This window comes from Streptococcus mitis (assembly GCF_023110375.1).
Lineage (GTDB): Bacteria > Bacillota > Bacilli > Lactobacillales > Streptococcaceae > Streptococcus > Streptococcus mitis_CI.
On sequence record NZ_JALDVV010000003.1, the window covers coordinates 35,555 to 51,440 of the forward strand.

Below are 15,886 nucleotides of genomic sequence, written 5' to 3' on the forward strand. Positions count from 1 at the left end.
CATAATCGATACTAGAAAGAAGGAATGACAAGTATGAGGAAAAAAACAATTGGTGAGGTTTTACGTTTAGCTAGAACCAACCAAGGGTTGACTTTAGAAGAATTACACAAAAAAACAGAAATTCAGTTGGATATGTTGGAAGCGATGGAAGCTGATGATTTTGATCAACTTCCTAGTCCATTTTATACTCGTTCTTTTTTGAGAAAGTATGCGTGGGCAGTTGAGCTAGATGAGCGAATTGTCTTGGATGCTTATGATTCTGGGAGCATGATTACTTATGAAGAAGTAGATGTTGATGAAGACGAGTTGACAGGTAGGAGACGCTCAAGTAAGAAAAATAGGACATCATTTTTACCTTTATTTTATTTTATACTCTTTGCACTATCGATTGTCATTTTTGTGACTTATTATGTTTGGAATTATCTCCAGACTCAACCGGAGCGTTCATCTGCGTCTAGTTATAGTGTGGTCCAAGCAACAAGCTCGACTAGTTCTGTAACTCCATCTTCAAGCAGTAGCTCATCTAGTAGTTCTTCGAATATGGAACCAGCTATAACGGTATCAGGTGAAGGAAATAGAGTAGAAGTTGCTTATAAAACGAGCAAGGAAACTGCAAAATTACAATTATCAGTCTCAGATGCTAGAAGTTGGATTAGTGTTTCAGAAAGTGAGCTTGAGGGTGGTGTGACCTTATCACCGGATAATAAAAGTGCGGAAACAACAGTTTCAACAAAAAATCCTGTGACCATTACCTTAGGTGTTGTCAAAGGTGTTGCTTTAACAGTAGATAATCAGACTGTTGACTTATCGAAATTAACAGCTCAGACTGGAAAAATCACTGTAACCTTTACTAAAAATTAAGGAAAAACGAATGAAAAAAGAACAAATTCCAAATCTCTTAACAATAGGTCGAATTCTCTTTATACCTATTTTTATCTTTATTTTAACAGTAGGAAATTCGATAGGGAGTCATATAGTAGCAGCTATTATCTTTGCTACTGCTAGTATTACAGATTATTTAGATGGATATTTAGCTCGTAAATGGAATGTGGTCAGTAATTTTGGCAAATTTGCAGATCCTATGGCGGATAAGCTACTAGTTATGTCTGCTTTTATTATGCTGATTGAGTTAGGTATGGCTCCAGCTTGGATTGTTGCAGTGATTATCTGTCGTGAGTTGGCTGTGACAGGTTTAAGACTTTTATTAGTTGAAACTGGTGGAACAGTTTTAGCAGCAGCAATGCCTGGAAAAATTAAAACTTTTAGTCAGATGTTTGCCATTATTTTCTTGCTATTACATTGGACTTTGCTTGGTCAAGTTCTACTTTATGTAGCCTTGTTTTTCACTATCTACTCTGGCTATGATTATTTCAAGGGTAGTGCCTATGTATTTAAAGGGACATTTGGTTCGAAATGAAATCAGTAATTGATGTAAAAAATCTTTCTTTTCGCCATAAGGAAAGTCAGGAATATTACGATGTGAAGGATATTACGTTTCACGTGAAACGTGGAGAATGGCTTTCGATTGTAGGGCATAATGGTAGTGGTAAATCAACGACGGTTCGCTTAATTGATGGCTTACTGGAAGCAGAATCCGGAGAGATTGTAATTGATGGCCAACGGCTGACTGAGGAAAATGTTTGGAATATACGTCGTCAAATCGGTATGGTTTTTCAAAATCCAGACAATCAATTTGTTGGAGCGACTGTTGAAGATGATGTTGCCTTTGGTTTGGAAAATCAGGGACTTTCTCGTCCTGAAATGAAAAAGAGAGTGGAAGAAGCTCTGGATTTGGTTGGCATGTTGGACTTTAAAAAGAGAGAGCCAGCACGTCTATCAGGTGGCCAAAAGCAACGTGTGGCTATTGCAGGTGTTGTAGCCCTAAGACCAGCTATTTTAATCCTAGATGAAGCAACGAGTATGTTGGATCCTGAGGGGCGTAGAGAACTGATTGATACAGTAAAAGGAATTCGAAAAGACTATGATATGACGGTCATTTCCATTACACATGATTTGGAAGAAGTTGCCATGAGTGATCGTGTGTTGGTCATGAAAAAAGGGTCAATTGAATCAACTAGTAGTCCAAGGGAGCTTTTCTCTCGAAATGATTTGGATCAAATTGGATTAGACGATCCTTTTGCTAATCAATTAAAACATTCTTTGAGCCAGAATGGCTATGATTTGCCTGAAAATTATTTGACAGAAAGTGAGCTAGAGGATAAACTATGGGAATTGCTCTAGAAAATGTGAGTTTTACGTATCAAGAAGGGACTCCCTTAGCTTCAACAGCTTTGTCAGATGTTTCTTTGACGATTGAAGATGGTTCTTATACGGCTTTAATTGGACACACAGGTAGTGGTAAATCAACTATTTTACAACTCTTAAATGGTTTATTGGTGCCAAGTCAAGGGAGTGTGCGGGTTTTTGATACCTTAATCACCTCGACTTCTAAAAATAAAGATATTCGTCAAATTAGAAAACAGGTTGGCTTGGTATTTCAGTTTGCTGAAAATCAGATTTTTGAAGAAACAGTATTGAAAGACGTTGCTTTTGGACCACAAAATTTTGGAGTTTCTGAAGAAGATGCGGAGCAGATTGCTCGTGAGAAACTGGCTCTGGTTGGAATTGATGAATCACTTTTTAATCGTAGTCCGTTTGAGCTATCAGGTGGACAAATGAGACGTGTCGCCATTGCAGGCATGCTTGCCATGGAGCCAGCTATATTAGTCTTAGATGAACCCACAGCAGGCCTGGATCCTCTGGGAAGAAAAGAGTTGATGAACCTGTTCAAAAAACTCCATCAGTCAGGGATGACCATTGTCTTGGTAACGCATTTGATGGATGATGTTGCTGAATATGCAAATCAAGTCTATGTAATGGAAAAGGGACGTTTAGTTAAGGGTGGTAAACCAAGTGATGTCTTTCAAGATGTTGTCTTTATGGAAGAAGTGCAGTTGGGAGTACCTAAAATTACATCCTTTTGTAAACGATTGGCTGATAGAGGCGTGTCATTTAAACGATTACCGATTAAGATAGATGAGTTCAAGGAGTCGCTAAATGGATAGTGTGATTTTGGGGCGTTATATCCCAGGGGATTCGATAGTTCACCGATTGGATCCACGTAGCAAATTGCTGGCTATGATGCTACTGATTTTGATCGTTTTTTGGGCTAATAATCCCTTGACGAATCTAATTCTTTTTATAGCGACAGGGATATTTATTGCTTTGTCAGGAGTATCTCTTTCATTTTTTATTCAGGGCTTGAAATCTATGTTTTTCTTGATTGCCTTCACAACTATCTTTCAATTGTTTTTCATTTCTAATGGGAATGTTTTGTTTGAGTTTTCGTTTGTGAGAATTACGGATTATGCTTTGCAACAAGCTGGAATTATCTTTTGTCGCTTTGTATTGATTATTTTCTTTTCAACTTTGTTAACCTTAACGACCATGCCCTTAAGTTTGGCATCAGCTGTCGAAGCTTTGTTAGCGCCTTTAAAGCGTGTGAAAGTTCCAGTTCATGAAATCGGTTTGATGCTGTCTATGAGTTTGCGTTTTGTCCCAACCTTGATGGATGATACGACGCGGATTATGAATGCACAGAAAGCGCGTGGAGTGGATTTTGGAGAAGGAAGTATTGTTCAAAAGGTGAAGGCTATGATTCCCATTTTGATTCCTCTTTTTGCGACAAGTTTAAAACGTGCGGATTCCTTGGCTATCGCTATGGAAGCGCGTGGGTATCAGGGTGGAAAAGGCAGAAGTCAATACCGACAACTGAAATGGACTCGAAAGGATACGCTGACCATTCTTGTTATTATCATACTTGGTTGTTGCTTATTTTTCTTAAAATCTTAGTAGCTTTCAGGAATTGATAAAAAGTTACTGTAACAGTTTTTGATATAAAGGTAGGGATATGAACCGTTTTAAAAAATCAAAATATGTCATTATTGTTTTTGTCACTGTTCTGCTTGTGTCAGCTCTCTTAGCGACGACTTATTCAAGTATAATTGTGACAAGATTAGGAGATGGAATCTCATTGGTTGATAGGGTTGTTCAAAAACCTTTTCAATGGTTTGATTCTGTCAAATCAGATTTGGCTCATTTGACACGAACATATAATGAAAATGAAAGTTTGAAGAAACAGATTTACCAATTAGAAGTTAAATCAAATGAGGCGGAAAGTTTAAAGATGGAAAATGAACAACTGCGCCAATTGCTTGATATGAAGTCCAAATTGCAAGCTACAAAGACTTTGGCAGCAGATGTTATTATGCGATCTCCGGTATCTTGGAAGCAGGAGTTGACCTTAGATGCAGGCAAATCAAAAGGGGCTTCTGAGAATATGTTAGCAATTGCAAATGGTGGCTTGATTGGGAGTGTCTCAAAAGTAGAGGAGAACTCTACCATGGTCAACCTTCTGACAAATACGGAAAATGCTGATAAGATTTCTGTTAAAATTCAACATGGTTCTACTACAATTTATGGAATTATTGTTGGCTATGACAAGGAAAATGAAGTTCTAAAAATTAGTCAATTAAATAGTAGTAGCGATATTAGTGCAGGAGATAAGGTGACCACTGGTGGATTAGGAAACTTTAACGTTGCTGATATTCCTGTTGGTGAAGTGGTTGCCACAACGCATAGTACGGACTACTTGACACGAGAAGTAACTGTTAAATTAAGTGCAGATACTCATAATGTGGATGTGATAGAATTAGTGGGGAATTCATAATGAGACAGTTGAAGCGGGTTGGAGTGTTTTTATTGCTTCCTTTCTTTGTTCTAATTGACGCCCATATTAGCCAGCTTCTGGGCTCATTTTTCCCCCATGTACATTTGGCTAGTCATTTTCTGTTTTTATTTCTCTTATTTGAGACGATAGAAGTATCAGAGTATCTCTATTTAGCTTATTGTTTTGTAGTGGGTTTGGTTTATGACATTTACTTTTTCCACTTGATAGGGATTGCGACTTTGTTGTTCGTCTTGTTGGGAGTATTTCTCCATAAATTTAATAGTGTTATTTTATTGAATCGTTGGACGAGAATGTTGGCAATTATTGTCATGACTTTTCTATTTGAGATGGGAGCTTATATACTTGCATTAGTGGTAGGTTTAACTGTGGATAGTATGTCTTTATTTATAGTCTATAGTTTAGTACCATCAATGATTTTGAACCTTATATGGATGATTATCTTTCAGTTTATTTTTGAAAAATTTTACCTATAAGAAAGAAATAAAAATGTAACAAAGGCGTAATATTCATTAGGCCTTTTTTTGGTATACTAGTAATGTCTTTAAAAGAAGGAGTATCTACGAAATATGAAGAAAAAAATCTTAGCGTCACTTTTATTAAGTACAGTAATGGTTTCTCAAGTAGCTGTTTTAACAACTGCGCATGCAGAAACTACTGATGACAAAATTGCTGCTCAAGATAATAAAATTAGTAACTTAACAGCACAACAACAAGAAGCACAAAAACAAGTTGATCAAGTTCAGGAGCAAGTATCTGCTATTCAAACAGAGCAATCAAACTTGCAATCTGAAAATGATAGACTACAAGCAGAATCTAAAAAGCTTGAGGGTGAAATTACAGAACTTTCTAAGAATATTGTATCTCGTAATGATTCATTACAAAAACAAGCTCGTAGTGCTCAAACAAATGGAGCTGCAACAAATTACATTAATACAATTGTAAACTCAAAATCAATTACAGAAGCTATTTCACGTGTTGCTGCAATGAGTGAAATCGTATCTGCAAACAACAAAATGTTGGAACAACAAAAAGCAGATAAAAAAGCTATTTCTGAAAAACAAGTAGCAAACAATGATGCAATTAATACAGTTATTGCAAATCAGCAAAAACTAGCTGATGATGCTCAATCATTAACTACAAAACAAGCTGAGTTGAAAGCTGCAGAATTGAATCTTGCTGCTGAAAAGGCTACTGCAGAGGATGAAAAAGCAAGTTTACTTGAGAAAAAAGCAGAAGCAGAAGCAGAAGCTAAAGCAGCTGCAGAAGCAGAAGCAGCTTACAAAGCTAAACAAGCAAGTCAACAACAAACAGTAGTTGCTTCTGGAAATACAACTTTTACAGCGCAGGTTCAAGCAGTATCTACTACTTCTTCATCATCAAGTTCATCTGAATCTAGTTCGTCTGAATCATCTTCAAGCAGTGCTTCAACAGAATCAACAAGCTACACTCCTGCACCAGTAAAACATCATCCAACATACAGTACTAACGCTTCAAGTTATCCAACTGGTGAGTGTACATGGGGAGCTAAGACATTGGCACCTTGGGCAGGAGACTATTGGGGTAATGGAGCGCAGTGGGCTACAAGTGCAGCTGCAGCAGGATTCCGTACAGGATCTACACCTCAAGTTGGTGCTATTGCATGTTGGAATGATGGTGGATATGGACACGTAGCCGTGGTTACAGCTGTTTCATCATCAACAAGTATCCAAGTATCTGAATCAAACTATGGTGGAAATCGTACAATCGGAAATAAACGTGGATGGTTCAATCCTACTACAACTTCAGAAGGTTTTGTAACATATATCTATCCAAACTAATGAATGAAACAAAGAGGCTCGATTTGAGTCTCTTTTATGATTTATATAGTTACCTGCTTTAAAAATCTATTAAAATGGCTTGAAAATATTGAAAAAGTATGGTAAAATGAAACTTGTCGTGTGAACGATAATACTCATTCTTGATGAATTGTGAAACAGTTGCCCTTGGGTCGTTTTGCGAGTTGAAGTCAAGAAGAGGAAAAAAACAAAAAGGAGAAATACTCATGGCAGTAATTTCAATGAAACAACTTCTTGAGGCTGGTGTACACTTTGGTCACCAAACTCGTCGCTGGAACCCTAAGATGGCTAAGTACATCTTCACTGAGCGTAACGGAATCCACGTTATCGACTTACAACAAACTGTAAAATACGCTGACCAAGCTTACGATTTCATGCGTGATGCAGCAGCTAATGATGCAGTTGTATTGTTCGTTGGTACTAAGAAACAAGCAGCTGATGCAGTTGCTGAAGAAGCAGTACGTTCAGGTCAATACTTCATCAACCACCGTTGGTTGGGTGGAACTCTTACAAACTGGGGAACAATCCAAAAACGTATCGCTCGTTTGAAAGAAATCAAACGCATGGAAGAAGATGGGACTTTCGAAGTTCTTCCTAAGAAAGAAGTTGCACTTCTTAACAAACAACGTGCACGTCTTGAAAAATTCTTGGGTGGTATCGAAGATATGCCTCGTATTCCAGACGTAATGTACGTAGTTGACCCACATAAAGAGCAAATCGCTGTTAAAGAAGCTAAAAAATTGGGAATCCCAGTTGTAGCGATGGTTGACACAAATACAGATCCAGATGATATCGATGTAATCATCCCAGCTAACGATGACGCTATCCGCGCTGTTAAATTGATCACAGCTAAATTGGCTGACGCTATCATCGAAGGACGTCAAGGTGAAGATGCAGCAGCAGTTGAAGCAGAATTTGCAGCTTCAGAAGCTCAAGCAGATTCAATCGAAGAAATCGTTGAAGTTGTAGAAGGCGACAACGCTTAATTTATATAAATAGTAATTACCTAGGAGGGCGGGGCTTAGCCCGGCTCTCCTATTTTTAAAAAATATAGGAGAATCAAAATGGCAGAAATTACAGCTAAACTTGTAAAAGAGTTGCGTGAAAAATCTGGTGCCGGTGTTATGGACGCTAAAAAAGCGCTTGTAGAAACAGACGGTGACATCGAAAAAGCGATTGAATTGCTTCGTGAAAAAGGTATGGCTAAGGCAGCTAAGAAAGCTGACCGTGTTGCTGCAGAAGGTTTGACTGGTGTTTATGTTAACGGTAATGTTGCAGCAGTTATTGAAGTAAACGCTGAAACTGACTTCGTTGCGAAAAACGCTCAATTCGTTGAATTGGTAAATACTACAGCTAAAGTTATTGCTGAAGGAAAACCTGCTAATAATGAAGAAGCACTTGCTTTGACAATGCCTTCAGGTGAAACTCTTGAAGCTGCATACGTATCTGCAACAGCAACTATCGGAGAAAAAATCTCATTCCGTCGCTTTGCATTGATTGAAAAAACAGACGCACAACACTTTGGAGCATACCAACATAACGGTGGACGTATCGGTGTTATTTCAGTTGTTGAAGGTGGAGACGAAGCACTTGCTAAACAATTGTCAATGCACATCGCAGCGATGAAACCAACAGTTCTTTCTTACAAAGAATTGGATGAACAATTCGTTAAAGATGAGTTGGCACAATTGAACCACGTTATCGACCAAGATAACGAAAGCCGTGCAATGGTTAACAAACCAGCTCTTCCACACTTGAAGTATGGATCAAAAGCACAATTGACTGATGAAGTGATTGCTCAAGCTGAAACTGACATCAAAGCTGAGTTGGCTGCAGAAGGTAAACCAGAAAAAATCTGGGACAAAATCATCCCAGGTAAAATGGATCGCTTCATGCTTGACAACACTAAAGTTGACCAAGCTTACACACTTCTTGCACAAGTATACATCATGGATGACAGCAAGACAGTTGAAGCATACCTTGAATCAGTTAATGCTTCAGTAGTTGAGTTCGCTCGCTTTGAAGTTGGTGAAGGTATCGAAAAAGCTGCAAATGACTTCGAAGCTGAAGTTGCAGCTACAATGGCAGCAGCCTTGAATAACTAATAATAAAAAGGAAGCCAAATTGCTTCCTTTTTTCTATGCAGTCGATCTTTATAGGGAGATGTTCCTACTTTTAAGGTATAAATAAAAAGCCCTATAATAAGGGCTAAGTGTATTTAGGAGACTACACTTCAAATTCATAGAGTGCTGTAGACAAATAACGTTCACCGTTATCTGGTGCTAGAGCAAGAACTTTTTTACCTGTACCTAATTTCTTGGCAACCTCGATGGCTCCGTAGATAGCTGCAGCTGAAGAAATACCAACAAGGAATCCTTCTTTTCCACCAATCTCACGGCCGAGTGCTAGTGCATCGTCTGATGTTACACGAACAATACCATCATAGGCATTTGTATCAAGTGTATCAGGAATAAATCCAGCTGAGATACCTTGAATTTTGTGTGGTCCAGGTTTTTCACCAGATAGAATAGCAGATTCGTCTGCCTCTACTGCAAAAACTTGAATGTTAGAATTTGCTGATTTGAGTGCATGAGAAACACCAGAAATTGTTCCACCGGTACCAACTCCAGCAACAAAGGCATCTAATCCATCTTTACCGAAAGCAGCTAGTATCTCAGCTCCTGTTGTTCTTTCGTGTACTTCTGGATTAGCTGGATTGTCAAACTGAAGAGGAAGGAAACCATCACGTTCAGCAGCGATTTCTTGGGCCTTGGCAATAGCACCTTTCATTCCTTCGCTACCAGGAGTGAGGACGAGTTCAGCGCCATAGGCTTGGATAATCTTACGGCGTTCTACACTCATAGTTTCAGGCATAACGATGACGACTTTATACCCTTTAGCAGCACCTACCCATGACAGTCCAATACCAGTGTTTCCACTTGTTGCTTCAACAATGGTAGCACCCGGTTTTAGAATACCGTCTTGTTCAGCTTTTTCAATCATGCTAAGAGCAATACGGTCTTTTACAGAAGAACCAGGGTTAAATGCTTCAAGTTTTACATAGACGTCCGCAGCACCTTCTGGCACAATATTGTTGAGTTTAACAATCGGAGTTTGACCGATTAGTTCAGTAATGTTGTTATAAATAGACATATGAATACCTCTTTGTATAAGATATCTCTAGTATAACGCTATCTATACCATTTGTAAAATATAGAAATCCTATCGAAGCGATAGGATTTTTTTATATCATAGATCAAAGCCATTAATTTTTAAGTGATTGTGACAAGCTAATTCTAGTAAATAGGTGAAAAGGAGAACGCTATCCGTTTTCTTTTTGAATTGCTTCATTTTCTAGTAGGTTTTGGCAAGTATCTTTTTATGTTGCTAATTAAAGTAGCGGTGAGAATGTCAGTGAAACACTGTATTATCTATTATTTACACTAAGTTTACAGGAGCTTCAACTTCGCGTAAACCTTGATCAGTTAAAGTGACTTTTCCATTAAAAAACTCTACAAGTGAAGCTTTAATATTTTCTTTTTCTGCTTTATCAACATAAATCATCGTATCGACTTGATCTGTAAAGTTTGTATCCAGCTCCATGAGATTATGTTCTTTAAGGAAGTTATTATATTCTTGGTACTGAGCGTAAGACATTTGAATAGCAATGCCCGCCTGTTCCTTTATTTCAATGATGCCAATTTCTTTGACAGCTAAGGCAACACTGCCAGCGTAAGCACGAATCAGTCCTCCAGCGCCTAGTTTAATGCCACCAAAGTAGCGTGTCACTACCATACAGACATTGGTGAGGTTGTGATTTTCTAGTACCCCTAGCATGGGAACGCCAGCAGTACCACTGGGCTCACCATCATCACTTGTACGTTTAATTTCACTACGTTCCCCAATAATAAATGCAGAGCAGTTATGCGTCGCTTTGTAGTGTTCTTTTTTGATGGTGGTAATGAAGTCACGAGCCTCTTCTTCGCTATAAACACGCTTGGCATGACAGATAAAGCGGGATTTTTTGATTTCTTCTTGGACTTGTCCGTCCTCTTTAATTGTTCTAAATTCCATGATTTAATTGTACTAAAAAATTATCTAAAGCGCTAGGCTTTTACGAATAAAGAAGTATGAAAGTAAATCCAAATTATCTCGGTCGTTTGTTTACTGAGAATGAATTAACAGAAGAGGAGAGTCAGTTGGCGGAGAAAATTCCAGCAATGAGAAAGGAGAAGGGGAGGCTTTTCTGTCAACGTTGTAATAGTCTTATTCTAGAAGAATGGTATTTGCCCATCGGTGCTTACTATTGTCGGGAGTGCTTAATTATGAAGAGAGTTAGGAGTGATCAATCTTTATACTATTTCCCACAGGAGGATTTTCCGAAGCAAGATGTTCTTAAATGGCGTGGTCAATTAACTCCTTTTCAAGAGAAGGTGTCAGAAGGGCTGCTTCAAGCGGTAGACAAGCAGGAGCCAACCTTGGTACATGCGGTAACAGGAGCTGGGAAGACAGAGATGATTTACCAAGTTGTAGCTAAAGTGATTAATGCGGGAGGTACAGTATGCTTGGCTAGTCCTCGCATAGATGTTTGTTTAGAGCTGTACAAGCGCCTGCAAGATGATTTTGCTTGCGAGATATCTTTACTACACGGAGAATCAGATCCGTATTTTCGAACACCATTAGTTATTGCGACGACCCATCAGTTATTGAAGTTTTATCAAGCTTTTGATTTGCTGATAGTGGATGAAGTAGATGCATTTCCTTATGTTGATAATCCCACGCTTTACCATGCTGTCAAGAATAGTGTAAAGGAGAATGGATTGAGAATCTTTTTAACAGCGACTTCGACCGATGAGTTAGATAGGAAAGTCCGTTTAGGAGAACTAAAAAGACTGAGCTTACCTAGACGATTCCATGGGAATCCATTGATTATTCCTAAACCAGTTTGGTTATCGGATTTTAATCGCTATTTAGATAAGAATCGTTTGTCACCAAAGTTAAAGTCTTATATTGAGAAACAGAGAAAGACAGCTTATCCGTTACTCATTTTTGCATCAGAAATTAAAAAAGGGGAGCAGCTAAAAGAAATCTTACAGGAGCAATTTCCAAATGAGAAAATTGGATTTGTATCTTCTGTTACAGAAGATCGATTAGAGCAGGTGCAGGCTTTTCGAGATGGAGAACTGACAATACTTATCAGTACGACAATATTGGAACGTGGGGTTACCTTCCCTTGTGTGGATGTTTTTGTAGTAGAGGCCAATCATCGTTTGTTTACCAAGTCTAGTTTGATTCAGATTGGTGGACGAGTTGGACGAAGCATGGATAGACCGACAGGAGATTTGCTTTTCTTTCATGACGGGTTAAATGCTTCAATCAAGAAGGCAATTAAGGAAATTCAGCAGATGAATAAGGAGGCAGGCTTATGAAGTGTTTGTTATGTGGGCAGACTATGAAGACTGTTTTAACTTTTAGTAGTCTCTTACTTCTGAAGAATGATGAGTCTTGTCTTTGTTCAGACTGTGACTCTACTTTTGAGAGGATTGGAGAAGAAAACTGTCCAAATTGTATGAAAACAGGATTGTCAACAAAGTGTCAAGATTGTCAATTTTGGTGTAAAGAGGGAATTGAGGTCTCCCATAGAGCGATTTTTACTTACAATCAAGCTATGAAAGATTTTTTTAGTCGGTATAAGTTTGATGGAGACTTCCTTTTAAGAAAAGTTTTCGCTTCATTTTTAAGTGAGGGGTTGAAAAAGTACAAAGAGTACCAATTTGTAGTCATTCCATTAAGTAAGGAGAGATATGCTGACAGAGGATTTAATCAGGTTGAAGGCTTGGTAGATGCAGCAGGTTTCAAGTATCTGGATTTATTAGATAAAAGAGAAGAGAGAGCTAGTTCTTCTAAAAGTCGCTCAGAACGCTTGACGACAGAACTTCCTTTCTTTATTAAAAGTGGAGTCAGCATTCCTAAGAAAATCCTACTTATAGATGATATTTATACTACAGGAACAACTATAAATCGTGTAAAGAAACTGCTGGAAGAAGCTGGTGCTGAGGATGTAAAAACTTTTTCCCTTGTAAGATGAGGAAAAAATTTGCAAAAATAAAATGAAAGCGTTATAATGAAATCAGAAAAACAAAAATGTTTAGAAAGAAGGTACTCATATGATTAAATATAGTATCCGTGGTGAAAACCTAGAAGTAACAGAAGCAATTCGTGATTATGTAGTTTCTAAACTCGAAAAGATCGAAAAGTATTTTCAAGCTGAACAAGAGTTGGATGCTCGAGTTAACTTGAAGGTATATCGTGAAAAAACTGCTAAAGTGGAAGTAACGATTCCGCTGGGCTCTATTACTCTTCGTGCAGAAGATGTGTCTCAAGATATGTATGGTTCAATTGACCTTGTAACCGATAAAATTGAACGTCAGATTCGTAAAAATAAAACAAAAATCGAGCGTAAAAATAAAAATAAGGTAGCAACTAGTCAATTATTTACAGATGCTTTGGTGGAAGATCCAAATGTTGTCCAGTCTAGAGTTGTTCGTTCAAAACAAATTGATTTAAAACCAATGGATTTGGAAGAAGCTATTCTACAAATGGATTTGTTGGGACATGATTTCTTTATCTATGTGGATGTTGAAGATCAAACAACCAATGTGATTTATCGTCGTGAAGATGGCGAAATTGGTCTGTTAGAAGTTAAAGAATCTTAATTTCAATATGTGTAAAGGTAGGTTTACTGAGTTGTAAACCTCCTTTTTCTTATAGTTTGTAGAATTACTGATTACACTTTTAAAAAGTCGCTTTTTGGTGGTTATTATGGTATAATGGGTGCCAAGAGGTTTGGAATGAAAAAATTTTATGTAAGTCCTATTTTCCCCTTAATATTAGGAATAGTGGCGTTCGGAGTGCTATCTGTGCAACTTGTTTTTGTAACGAATACACTGGTAACGCTATTTCTTTTGCTACTTATTTTGGGTTCATATATTTTACTATTCATCCATCAGAGAGAATACTACTCAAAGAGTGAAGTAGAACAAATCCAGTATGTAAACCACCAAGCTGAAGATAGTTTGACAACCTTGTTAGAACAGATGCCTGTCGGAGTTATTAAACTAGACTTATCGTCAGGTGAAGTTGAATGGTTCAATCCTTACGCTGAATTGATTTTGACTAATGAAGAGGGAGAGGTTGATATAGCCTTAATTCAGACTATTATCAAGGCTTCAGTGGGGAATCCAGGTTCTTATGCCACCTTGGGTGAGACCCGATATTCGGTTCATATGGACAAGGCATCTGGAGTTCTTTACTTTTTTGATGTGTCTGGAGAATACGAAGCGACTGTCGAGTTAGTAACGAGTCGGCCTGTGATTGGGATTGTTTCTGTTGACAACTACGATGACTTAGAAGATGAAACATCAGAGTCTGATATCAGTCATATTAATAGTTTTGTAGCCAATTTTGTTTCAGAATTCGCTGGAAAACATGCCATGTTCTCCCGTCGAGTAAGTATGGATCGCTTTTATCTATTTACGGACTACACGGTGCTTGAGGGATTGATGAACGATAAATTTTCTGTTATTGATTCTTTCAGAGAAGAGTCGAAACAGAGACAGTTGCCCTTGACCTTAAGTATGGGATTTTCTTATGGTGATGGAAATCATGATGAAATAGGGAAAGTTGCTTTGCTCAATTTGAACTTGGCTGAAGTGCGTGGTGGCGACCAAGTGGTTGTCAAGGAAAACGACGAAACGAAAAATCCAGTTTATTTTGGTGGTGGATCTGCTGCCTCAATCAAACGTACACGGACCCGTACGCGTGCTATGATGACGGCTATTTCAGATAAGATTCGTAGTGTGGATCAGGTTTTTGTAGTTGGTCACAAAAATCTAGATATGGATGCTCTTGGCTCTGCTGTAGGTATGCAGTTGTTTGCCAGCAATGTGACTCAAAATAGCTATGCTATTTATGATGAAGAACAAATGTCGCCGGATATTGAACGAGCTGTTTCATTCTTAGAAAAAGAAGGAGTTACAAAGTTGTTGTCTGTTAAGGACGCAATGGGGATGGTGACTAATCGTTCTTTGTTGATTCTTGTAGACCATTCAAAGACAGCTTTAACTTTATCAAAAGATTTTTATGATTTATTTACCCAAACCATCGTTATCGACCACCACAGACGGGATCAGGATTTTCCAGATAATGCGGTTATTACTTATATCGAAAGTGGTGCAAGTAGTGCTAGTGAGTTGGTAACGGAATTGATTCAGTTCCAGAATTCTAAGAAAAATCGTTTGAGTCGTATGCAAGCAAGCGTCTTGATGGCTGGTATGATGTTGGATACTAAAAATTTCACCTCGCGAGTGACTAGTCGGACATTTGATGTTGCTAGCTATCTCAGAACGCGCGGAAGTGATAGCATTGCTATCCAAGAAATCGCTGCGACAGATTTTGAAGAATATCGTGAGGTCAATGAACTGATTTTACAAGGGCGTAAATTAGGTTCAGATGTATTGATAGCAGAGGCTACGGACTCGAAATGCTACGATACAGTTGTTATTAGTAAGGCAGCAGATGCCATGTTAGCTATGTCAGGCATTGAAGCGAGTTTTGTTCTTGCGAAGAATACACAAGGATTTATCTCTATCTCAGCTCGAAGTCGTAGTAAAATGAATGTACAACGGATTATGGAAGAGTTAGGAGGTGGAGGCCACTTTAATTTAGCTGCAGCTCAAATTAAGGATTCAACCTTGTCAGAAGTAGGTGAAAAACTGACAGAAATTGTATTAAATGAAATAAAGGAAAAGGAGAAAGAAGAATGAAAGTAATCTTTTTAGCAGATGTTAAAGGAAAAGGTAAAAAAGGCGAAATTAAGGAAGTACCAACAGGGTATGCGCAAAACTTTCTTATCAAAAAGAATCTAGCCAAAGAAGCGACTGCTCAAGCTGTAGGTGAACTTCGTGGTAAACAAAAATCTGAAGAGAAAGCTCACGCTGAGATGATTGCAGAAGCAAAAGCAATTAAATCCCAACTAGAAGCAGAAGAAACTGTTGTAGAATTTGTTGAAAAAGTTGGTCCAGATGGCCGTACTTTTGGTTCTATTACCAATAAGAAAATTGCAGAAGAATTGCAAAAGCAATTTGGAATTAAGATTGATAAACGTCATATCCAAGTACAAGCTCCGATTCGAGCAGTTGGTTTGATTGATGTGCCAGTGAAAATCTATCAAGATATCACAAGTGTAATCAATCTTCGTGTGAAAGAAGGATAAATTTACACCTTCTTGACAAGATTGTAA

Annotated in this window: 17 protein-coding genes; 15 read left to right on the forward strand and 2 right to left on the reverse strand. The window is 38.1% G+C overall.

Annotated elements, in window-relative coordinates; genetic code table 11:
- Positions 1-33 precede the first annotated feature (33 nt).
- The 10 genes from rodZ to tsf all read left to right on the forward strand — a co-directional run bounded on the left by rodZ (position 34) and on the right by tsf (position 8,690).
- On the forward strand, positions 34-861 hold the full coding sequence (gene rodZ / locus M1G12_RS03475) for a cytoskeleton protein RodZ (RefSeq protein ID WP_237447121.1): 828 nt from the start codon (positions 34-36) through the stop codon (positions 859-861).
- A 10-nt stretch (positions 862-871) separates the two neighbouring features.
- Positions 872-1,417, forward strand: coding sequence for a CDP-diacylglycerol--glycerol-3-phosphate 3-phosphatidyltransferase (pgsA, locus tag M1G12_RS03480; protein WP_237447122.1), 546 nt, complete (start codon positions 872-874; stop codon positions 1,415-1,417).
- Complete coding sequence (locus M1G12_RS03485) at positions 1,414-2,241, forward strand: energy-coupling factor ABC transporter ATP-binding protein (protein WP_237447123.1); 828 nt, start codon at positions 1,414-1,416, stop codon at positions 2,239-2,241. The genes pgsA and M1G12_RS03485 overlap by 4 nt, the downstream gene beginning before the upstream one ends.
- A complete protein-coding gene (locus M1G12_RS03490) occupies positions 2,226-3,065 on the forward strand; it encodes an energy-coupling factor transporter ATPase (protein WP_237447124.1) in 840 nt (279 codons plus the stop codon). Before M1G12_RS03485 ends, M1G12_RS03490 begins: the two co-directional genes overlap by 16 nt.
- Complete coding sequence (locus M1G12_RS03495; RefSeq protein ID WP_237447125.1) at positions 3,058-3,852, forward strand: energy-coupling factor transporter transmembrane component T family protein; 795 nt, start codon at positions 3,058-3,060, stop codon at positions 3,850-3,852. The genes M1G12_RS03490 and M1G12_RS03495 overlap by 8 nt, the downstream gene beginning before the upstream one ends.
- A gap of 58 nt (positions 3,853-3,910) precedes the next feature.
- Positions 3,911-4,729: a rod shape-determining protein MreC gene (mreC, locus tag M1G12_RS03500; RefSeq protein WP_237447126.1), complete on the forward strand. Its 819-nt coding sequence runs from the start codon at positions 3,911-3,913 to the stop codon at positions 4,727-4,729.
- Positions 4,729-5,223 (forward strand): rod shape-determining protein MreD, encoded by a 495-nt coding sequence (gene mreD / locus M1G12_RS03505; protein ID WP_001249446.1) that lies wholly within the window; start codon positions 4,729-4,731, stop codon positions 5,221-5,223. The genes mreC and mreD overlap by 1 nt, the downstream gene beginning before the upstream one ends.
- A gap of 93 nt (positions 5,224-5,316) precedes the next feature.
- Positions 5,317-6,567, forward strand: coding sequence for a peptidoglycan hydrolase PcsB (gene pcsB / locus M1G12_RS03510; protein ID WP_247949407.1), 1,251 nt, complete (start codon positions 5,317-5,319; stop codon positions 6,565-6,567).
- Between the two features lie 224 nt (positions 6,568-6,791).
- Entirely contained in the window at positions 6,792-7,571 is a 780-nt protein-coding gene (rpsB, locus tag M1G12_RS03515; protein ID WP_000268459.1) for a 30S ribosomal protein S2, read from the forward strand.
- A gap of 78 nt (positions 7,572-7,649) precedes the next feature.
- Entirely contained in the window at positions 7,650-8,690 is a 1,041-nt protein-coding gene (gene tsf, locus M1G12_RS03520) for a translation elongation factor Ts (protein ID WP_084950607.1), read from the forward strand.
- 121 nt (positions 8,691-8,811) lie between these two features.
- Here tsf and cysK read toward each other — a convergent pair whose 3' ends face one another.
- Positions 8,812-9,738 carry a cysteine synthase A gene (gene cysK / locus M1G12_RS03525; protein WP_237447128.1) on the reverse strand — a complete coding sequence of 309 codons (927 nt, stop codon included), beginning with the start codon at positions 9,736-9,738 and terminating at the stop codon, positions 8,812-8,814.
- Positions 9,739-10,023: 285 nt separating this feature from the next.
- Positions 10,024-10,659, reverse strand: a complete 636-nt coding sequence (locus tag M1G12_RS03530; RefSeq protein WP_237447129.1) for a YigZ family protein — start codon at positions 10,657-10,659, stop codon at positions 10,024-10,026.
- Between the two features lie 56 nt (positions 10,660-10,715).
- Between M1G12_RS03530 and M1G12_RS03535 the strand changes: the two genes are divergently transcribed.
- The 5 genes from M1G12_RS03535 (at position 10,716) to rplI (ending at position 15,859) form a co-directional block, all read left to right on the forward strand.
- The gene (locus M1G12_RS03535; protein WP_237447130.1) at positions 10,716-12,014 is read left to right on the forward strand and encodes an ATP-dependent helicase ComFA; all 1,299 of its coding nucleotides are present in this window, start codon (positions 10,716-10,718) and stop codon (positions 12,012-12,014) included.
- Positions 12,011-12,673 carry a ComF family protein gene (locus M1G12_RS03540; protein ID WP_049501972.1) on the forward strand — a complete coding sequence of 221 codons (663 nt, stop codon included), beginning with the start codon at positions 12,011-12,013 and terminating at the stop codon, positions 12,671-12,673. Before M1G12_RS03535 ends, M1G12_RS03540 begins: the two co-directional genes overlap by 4 nt.
- 79 nt (positions 12,674-12,752) lie before the next feature.
- Positions 12,753-13,301 carry a ribosome hibernation-promoting factor, HPF/YfiA family gene (gene hpf, locus M1G12_RS03545; protein ID WP_000599100.1) on the forward strand — a complete coding sequence of 183 codons (549 nt, stop codon included), beginning with the start codon at positions 12,753-12,755 and terminating at the stop codon, positions 13,299-13,301.
- A gap of 135 nt (positions 13,302-13,436) precedes the next feature.
- Positions 13,437-15,410, forward strand: coding sequence for a DHH family phosphoesterase (locus M1G12_RS03550; protein ID WP_237447131.1), 1,974 nt, complete (start codon positions 13,437-13,439; stop codon positions 15,408-15,410).
- Positions 15,407-15,859: a 50S ribosomal protein L9 gene (gene rplI / locus M1G12_RS03555; protein WP_000864218.1), complete on the forward strand. Its 453-nt coding sequence runs from the start codon at positions 15,407-15,409 to the stop codon at positions 15,857-15,859. Before M1G12_RS03550 ends, rplI begins: the two co-directional genes overlap by 4 nt.
- Positions 15,860-15,886: the final 27 nt, after the last annotated feature.